The sequence below is a fragment of the Pseudomonas sp. PAMC 25886 genome (assembly GCF_000242655.1).
GTDB lineage: Bacteria > Pseudomonadota > Gammaproteobacteria > Pseudomonadales > Pseudomonadaceae > Aquipseudomonas.
Genome location: NZ_AHHC01000054.1, coordinates 42,653 through 49,495, shown reverse-complemented (window position 1 = coordinate 49,495; position 6,843 = coordinate 42,653). Strand labels below are relative to the sequence as shown.

The window sequence follows — 6,843 nt, the reverse complement described above, 5'->3', positions numbered from 1 at the left end:
GAAGCCAGCAGCGGTCGCCTGCCGCTGGACGTGCTGATCGGCTTGGGCGCCGGCTCCGAAGAGCACATCGACGGTCGCCACAGCCACCATGATCATCACCACGAAGGTGAAGACGACCACGACCACGACCACGACGCCTTTGATTCGATCTCCATCGAGCTGCCCCAGGCTGACGAAAGCCTGCTGCTCGACGCCCTGACCCAACTGGTGGTCCAGCACGGCATCCTGCGGGTCAAGGGTTTCGCGGCGATCCCGAACAAGCCGATGCGCCTGCTGATCCAGGGCGTGGGCACGCGTTTCGACAAGCACTTCGACCGCGCCTGGCGCGCCGATGAGCCGCGCGCCACGCACCTGGTGCTGATCGGCCAGGAACTGGACGCCGCCTTGCTCGAAGCGCAATTGCGCGCTGCCCTCAGCGTTTAAACCATGCACCTGCTCAGGACCCAGCCCGGTGGTTTCGTCTCGGATGACAACATTGCCGACCTTGGCCAAACCCCCGCCGAGCTGGTGATCCTGTGCAGCGGTGACTCCAGCCTGGCGCTGCTGGCAGAAGCGGCCCAGCAGTTGCCCGAGGATTACCCGAGCCTGCGCCTGGCCAATCCGATGCAGGTGCAGAACCACGCCTCGGTCGACCTGTACGTGGACGAGGTACTGCGCCACGCCAAGGTCATCCTGATTTCGCTGCACGGCGGTATCGGCTATTGGCGGTACGGCATCGAGCGCCTCGTTGAGCTGGCCGAGCGCGGTGTGCAACTGATCCTGGTGCCGGGGGATGATCGCCCGGACCCGGAACTCAGTGGCCTGAGCACCGTGGGCGTGGAGGAGCGTGACCGGCTTTGGCACTTTTTGCGCCAGGGCGGCCTGGGCAATGCGCTGGATTTCTATCGTTGCCTGGCGGCCGGCTACCTGGGCCGCGATTACGCCTGGGACGAACCGCAAACCCTGCCGCGTACCGCGATTTATCACCCGCACAAAGCGAATGCCCGCCTCAACGATTGGCAGGCCGACTGGCAACCTGGTTTTCCGGTGGCGGCGGTGCTGTTCTACCGGTCCCATTTGCAGGCGGCCAATACCGGTTTTATCGATGTGTTTTGCCAGCGCTTGCAGGCGGCGGGTCTTAATCCGTTGCCGATGGCGGTGGCCAGTTTGAAAGAACCCGGCTGCCTGACGGTGGTCGAGGACCTGCTGGACGAAGTGCACGCCTCGGTGATTCTCAACACCACCGGCTTTGCCCAATCCAGCCCCGAAGCGCCGCACCTGCGGCCGTTTCGCCGCAACATCCCGGTGATCCAGGCGATTTGCGCCCAGGACAACGAGCCCGGCTGGCAGGCCAGCGAACAAGGCCTCGGCCCGCGCGACCTGGCGATGCACATTGCCTTGCCGGAACTGGACGGGCGCATCATCAGCCGGCCCATCAGCTTCAAGGACCTGGCCTGGCGCAGCGAGCGCAGTCAGTCGGATGTGGTGTGCTACCGCGCGCAGCCTGAGCGTATGGACTTTGTCGCCGAGCTGGCGCGGCGCTGGGTCGATCTGGCACGGGTACCGAATGGCGAAAAGCGTATCGCGCTGATCCTCGCCAACTACCCGACCCGGGACGGACGTATCGGCAATGGTGTGGGGCTGGACACGCCGGCCGCCGCGCTGAATATCCTGCGGGCCTTGAAGATCGAAGGTTATCCGTTGCCGGACGTGCTGCCGGAGAGCGGCACGGCGTTGATTCAGGAGCTGTTGGGCGGCGTCAGCAATGACCTCGACAGCCTTGACCTGCGTCCCTGTCATCAAAGCCTCGCGCTCGATGACTATGAAGCGATGTTCAACCGCTTGCCCGAATCCAATCGCCAGGCGGTGTTGGCACGCTGGGGCACGCCCCATAACGACCCGATGTTCCGCGACGGCCGCATGATGATCGCCGGCCTGCGCTTTGGCCTGACCTTCGTTGGCATCCAGCCAGCCCGGGGTTATCAAGTGGACGCCAGCGCGGTTTATCACGATCCCGACCTGGTGCCGCCCCATGGCTACCTGGCGTTCTACTTCTGGTTGCGCCAGACCTACGGCGCCCACGGCGTGATCCACGTCGGCAAGCACGGCAACCTGGAGTGGCTGCCGGGCAAGGGCGTCGGGCTTTCGGAAAATTGCTGGCCTGACGCACTGCTGGGGCCGTTGCCGAACATCTACCCGTTTATCGTCAACGATCCGGGCGAGGGCGCCCAGGCCAAGCGCCGTACACAGGCGGTGATCATCGACCACCTGATGCCGCCGCTGACGCGCGCCGAAACCTACGGGCCGCTGCGCGACCTGGAGCTGTTGGCCGACGAATATTATGAAGCCCAACTGCTCGACCCACGGCGCGCCCGCGAGCTGCAAAAAGATATCCTCAAGCTGGTGCGGGAAACCCGTATCGACCAAGAGTTGGCTCTCGACGAAAACCTCGACAACGATGCCGACGCCGCCATCTGGCTGCCACGCCTGGACACTTACCTGTGTGACTTGAAGGAGTCGCAGATTCGCGATGGCCTGCACATCTTCGGTGAGTCGCCCGAGGGCCGGTTGCGCATCGACACCTTGCTGGCGTTGCTGCGCATTCCGCGTGGCGATGGTCGTGGGCCGCAGTCGAGCCTGCTGCGGGTACTGGCCAAGGCCTTTGAGTTGGGCTTCGACCCGCTGGATTGTGCCCTGGCCGAGCCGTGGACCGGGCGTCGTCCCGAGGTGTTGCAGAAGATCGATACGCAATTGTGGCGCACCGCAGGCGACACCCGCGAACGCCTCGAACTGTACGCCGCCCGCCTGATCGAGCAGGCGCTGGAAGGGCCGGTGGAGCAGCTTGAAGAGCGCGGCTGGGAAGACGTCAAGTCGGTGATCGAGAGCTTGCGCATCGTCGTCGCGCCGCGCCTGGATGCTTGCGGCCCGGCGGAAATGCGTGGCTTGCTGGATGCCCTGAGCGGGCGTTTCGTGCCGGCTGGCCCCAGTGGCGCGCCGAGCCGGGGCCGTCTGGACGTACTGCCCACCGGGCGTAATTTTTTCTCGGTGGATGTGCGTAACCTGCCGACCACCACCGCCTGGCGCATCGGTTTCCAGTCGGCGAACCTGATTCTTGAGCGTCACCTGCAAGACCACGGCGACCACCTGCGCCAACTCGGCCTGTCGGTGTGGGGCACTGCCACCATGCGCACCGGCGGCGACGACATCGCCCAGGCCATGGCGCTGATGGGCGTGCGCCCGGTGTGGGCCACGGGCAGCCAGCGGGTGGATGACTTTGAAGTCCTGCCGATCAGCCTGCTGGACCGGCCACGAGTGGATGTGACGTTGCGCGTGTCGGGGTTCTTCCGCGATGCGTTCGCCAACCTGATCCGCCTGTTCGACGCGGCGGTGCAAGCCGTGGCCGCGCTGGACGAGCCCGACGACCTGAACCCGCTGGCGGCCAAGGTGCGCAGCGAGCGTGAGGCCTTGCGCCTGTCGGGCCTGGACGAGGAGGACGCCGCGAAACAGGCGGGTTGGCGGATCTTCGGTGCCAAGCCCGGTGCCTACGGTGCCGGTGTGCAGGGCGCAATTGACGGACGCCTGTGGCAGAGCCGCGAAGACCTGGCCGAGGTTTACCTGAACTGGGGTGGCTACGCCTATGGCGGCTCCGATGACGGCACCGCCGCCCGCGAACAGTTTGCCCAGCGCTTGAGCCAGGTGCAGGCGGTGTTGCAGAACCAGGACAACCGCGAGCACGATTTGCTCGACTCCAATGATTACTACCAATTCCAGGGCGGTATGCTTGCCGCCGTGGAAACCCTGAGCGGCGATAAGGCCGCCAGCTATCATGGCGACCACAGCCAGCCGGACCTGCCGAAGGTCCGCACGCTGAAGGAAGAGTTGAGCCGGGTGATCCGTGCCCGGGCGGCCAACCCGAAGTGGATCGAAGGGGTGAAGCGCCACGGCTACAAAGGCGCGTTCGAGATGGCGGCCACCGTGGACAATCTGTTCGCGTTCGACGCCACCACCGCGCTGATCGACGATCATCAGTACGCGTTGCTGGCCGACGCCTATTTGCTCGACCCGGACACCCGGGCCTTTGTGCAGCAGCACAACCCGGATGCCCTGCGGGACATGACCGAGCGCATGCTCGAAGCCCAGCAGCGCGGCCTGTGGCAGGAGCCCGGGGCGTACCGTGAGGCGTTGGAAAACCTGTTGTTGGATATAGAAGAAGGCAGTTGATGACCGACCTCCCGCATTTCCCGCTGTCTGCCGTTGTCGGCGCCGATGACCTGAAACTGGCCCTGTGCCTGACCGCCATCGACCCGAAAATTGGCGGCGTGCTGATCGAAGGCCCGCGCGGCATGGCCAAGTCCACCCTGGCGCGCGGCCTGGCAGACCTGCTCGCCAGTGGTCAGTTCGTCACGCTGCCCTTGGGCGCCACCGAGGAGCGGCTGGTGGGCACCCTCGATCTGGACGCGGCGCTCGGCGAGGGCCGCGCACAATTTTCCCCCGGCGTGCTGGCCAAGGCCGACGGTGGCGTGCTCTATGTCGATGAAGTCAACTTGCTGCCCGACCATCTGGTGGACCTGCTGCTGGACGTGGCCGCCAGCGGCACCAACCTGATCGAGCGCGACGGCATTTCTCACCGGCATTCGGCGCGCTTTGTGCTGATCGGCACCATGAACCCGGAAGAGGGCGAGTTGCGCCCGCAATTGCTCGACCGGTTTGGTTTCAACGTGGCGCTGAGCGGGCACACCCAGCCCGCCGAGCGTGGGCAGATCATCCGTCGCCGCCTGGATTTCGACAACGATCCCCAGGGTTTCTGCGAGCAATGGGCCGATCAGCAGGCCGCGTTGCGCGAGCGCTGCACCCAGGCACGGGCGCTGTTGGAGAGCATCCCGCTGGATGACCAGGCGCTGGCGCAGATTACCGAGCGCTGCTTTGCCGCTGGTGTGGACGGCTTGCGCGCAGACCTGGTCTGGCTGCGTGGCGCCCGTGCCCATGCGGCTTGGCGGGGCGCTACGGCCATCAGCGAAGAAGATATCGAAGCCGTCGCGGAATTTGCCCTGCGCCATCGCCGCCAGGAGCAATCCCCGCCTGCAACGCCGCCCGCTGGCGGTCAATCACCCAAGCCCAATGATGCACCTGAAGGCCAGGGCCAATGGGGCGACATGCCCGCACCCGCACTGCCGACAGGCGCTCGCCGAGCCGTGCCCACCTGGCCAAAAAAGCCCTAGGCATTCGCCCCAAGCCTGATGCGGGGGCGGATGCGCGGCCCAAGGCGGGTCGACTGAACAAGGGCCGGCGAGGCCAGGCGCGCAGCGCGGCGCAAGGTTCGATCAACTGGCCGGGCACGCTGCTCGGCGGGCGACCGCAACGCCGTGAAGACCTGTTGTATCAACTGCGCAGCCGCACGCCCCATGAGCTGTGGCTGGTAATTGTCGATGCATCGGCCTCCACCCGGCGGCATCAGTCGTTGAGCGATGCCAAGGGGTTGCTGGCCCAGCTGTTTGACGATGCCTATCGGCAGCGGGCGCGCATGGCGTTGCTCACTGCGAGCGGGCAGTCGCCGAAATGGCAGGTGCAGGGATTAAAGGCAGCCAAGGGGCTCAATCACTGGCTTGATGGCCTCGGCGCAGGCGGCGGCACGCCATTGTTGGCAGCGCTGAACGAAGCGGGGCAGTGGTTGGCGGCCAGACACACGCGTTATCCGGCGGAGCAGCAGCGGTTGCTGGTGATCACCGATGGACGGCTGAAGGATGTGACGGGGCTGCCGCCACTGGGCTGCCCGGGCTTGCTGGTGGACATCGAGCGCGGCCCGATTCGGTTGGGGCGCGCGAGGCAGCTGGCTACGGAGTTACAGATTGATTATCGGCATATCGATAACCTGTAAGCGCCGGCACATTCGGCCAGAGATCCGCCACCAGAAACAAGCGTTCGGCCTCTTCCCATTCGCCTTCGCTGTTTTCCACCAGGCGCACCAGCAATTGAGCGGGCGCCATGGGGTCCAGTTCGGTTAGCCAGTGCTGCATCCGGGCCGCGTCCCAGGCTTCGTCCGCCGGGTAGTGTGCCGGCGCCAGCCACGCGTGGCGGGGCAGCGGTTGCCAGCGACCGGCGGGGCTTTGTTCGATAAACCTCGACCAGTCGCGCTGATGCAGCCAGCGCCCATTTAAATGCTGCGGATGCGCGCCCACCGGCGCGTGCGCCATGCCGGGCCAGGGGTAGAGCAAATACCCGCCCAGCCATAGATGGGCATCAAAGTCCTGGATATCCAGGGCCGCCAGCACTTCACGGCTCTCCGGCCGGGCGGAGATCGGCAGTTGATGCTGGGCCAGATGGGCCAGCTTGCGGTCCAGCCGGTCGTGGCAGCCCGGGCCCAGCCATTGGGCGGTGTCCCGGCCGTCGCCGTCCTGGGGGCCGAGGTAGAGTTTGATCGCCAGTTCCAGATGGTGCACGCCGTCTCGGTCACGCAGCAGCATGTCGAGCTCGCCCAGGGTATGCCCGGCCTGGCGGATCGGCAGGTTGGCCGCGAGCAATTCCACGCCCGGCGCATGCTGCACAGCAAATTGCCACAACCGTTCGTAATACAACCCCAGCCGCCGGGTGCGCGCCTGGCTCAGCCAGTGCAGCAAGGCGCTGCTGTCCTGGTCCAGTTGGCGCAGCCAGTGCTCCAGCAAATGCGGGGCCTGCACCCAGTCGCTGCCGGTCAGCGGGTGACGTTGCGGCCACGGGGTTTGCGCGAGCATCGGCGGGGCGAGCATCACCCACGCGAGGTCGCGCACCTCGGGGTGACGCAGTTGGCGGGGCAGGTGCTGTAAATCAGGGAACAGGGTCATGGTCCGAGCATAGCCTTTTACAGCCGGAAAGGGGGCTGAGAACCGT

At 65.8% G+C, this 6,843-nt stretch carries 5 protein-coding genes; 4 read left to right on the top strand and 1 reads right to left on the bottom strand.

Annotated features, from left to right (window positions below; translation table 11 throughout):
- The 4 genes from MUM_RS0119195 to MUM_RS0119180 form a co-directional block, all read left to right on the top strand.
- Window positions 1-423 (top strand): GTP-binding protein (locus tag MUM_RS0119195; RefSeq protein WP_010172980.1); only part of this gene is annotated, 423 nt, incomplete at its 5' end.
- 3 nt (window positions 424-426) lie between these two features.
- Window positions 427-4,200 (top strand): cobaltochelatase subunit CobN, encoded by a 3,774-nt coding sequence (cobN, locus tag MUM_RS0119190; protein ID WP_010172979.1) that lies wholly within the window; start codon window positions 427-429, stop codon window positions 4,198-4,200.
- Window positions 4,200-5,198, top strand: a complete 999-nt coding sequence (locus MUM_RS0119185; protein ID WP_010172977.1) for an ATP-binding protein — start codon at window positions 4,200-4,202, stop codon at window positions 5,196-5,198. Before cobN ends, MUM_RS0119185 begins: the two co-directional genes overlap by 1 nt.
- Entirely contained in the window at window positions 5,123-5,854 is a 732-nt protein-coding gene (locus tag MUM_RS0119180) for a VWA domain-containing protein (RefSeq protein WP_010172975.1), read from the top strand. The genes MUM_RS0119185 and MUM_RS0119180 overlap by 76 nt, the downstream gene beginning before the upstream one ends.
- Here the strand turns inward: MUM_RS0119180 and MUM_RS0119175 are convergent.
- A complete protein-coding gene (locus MUM_RS0119175; RefSeq protein WP_010172973.1) occupies window positions 5,811-6,797 on the bottom strand; it encodes a DUF1853 family protein in 987 nt (328 codons plus the stop codon). The genes MUM_RS0119180 and MUM_RS0119175 overlap by 44 nt on opposite strands.
- Window positions 6,798-6,843 lie beyond the last annotated feature (46 nt).

Bases quoted from the DNA above. Each gene is read 5' to 3' on its own strand.
- cobN (WP_010172979.1), top strand. From the start codon at position 427: ATGCACCTGCTCAGGACCCAGCCCGGTGGTTTCGTCTCGGATGACAAC.
- MUM_RS0119185 (WP_010172977.1), top strand. From the start codon at position 4,200: ATGACCGACCTCCCGCATTTCCCGCTGTCTGCCGTTGTCGGCGCCGAT.
- MUM_RS0119175 (WP_010172973.1), bottom strand. From the start codon at position 6,797: ATGACCCTGTTCCCTGATTTACAGCACCTGCCCCGCCAACTGCGTCAC.
- MUM_RS0119180 (WP_010172975.1), top strand. From the start codon at position 5,123: ATGGGGCGACATGCCCGCACCCGCACTGCCGACAGGCGCTCGCCGAGC.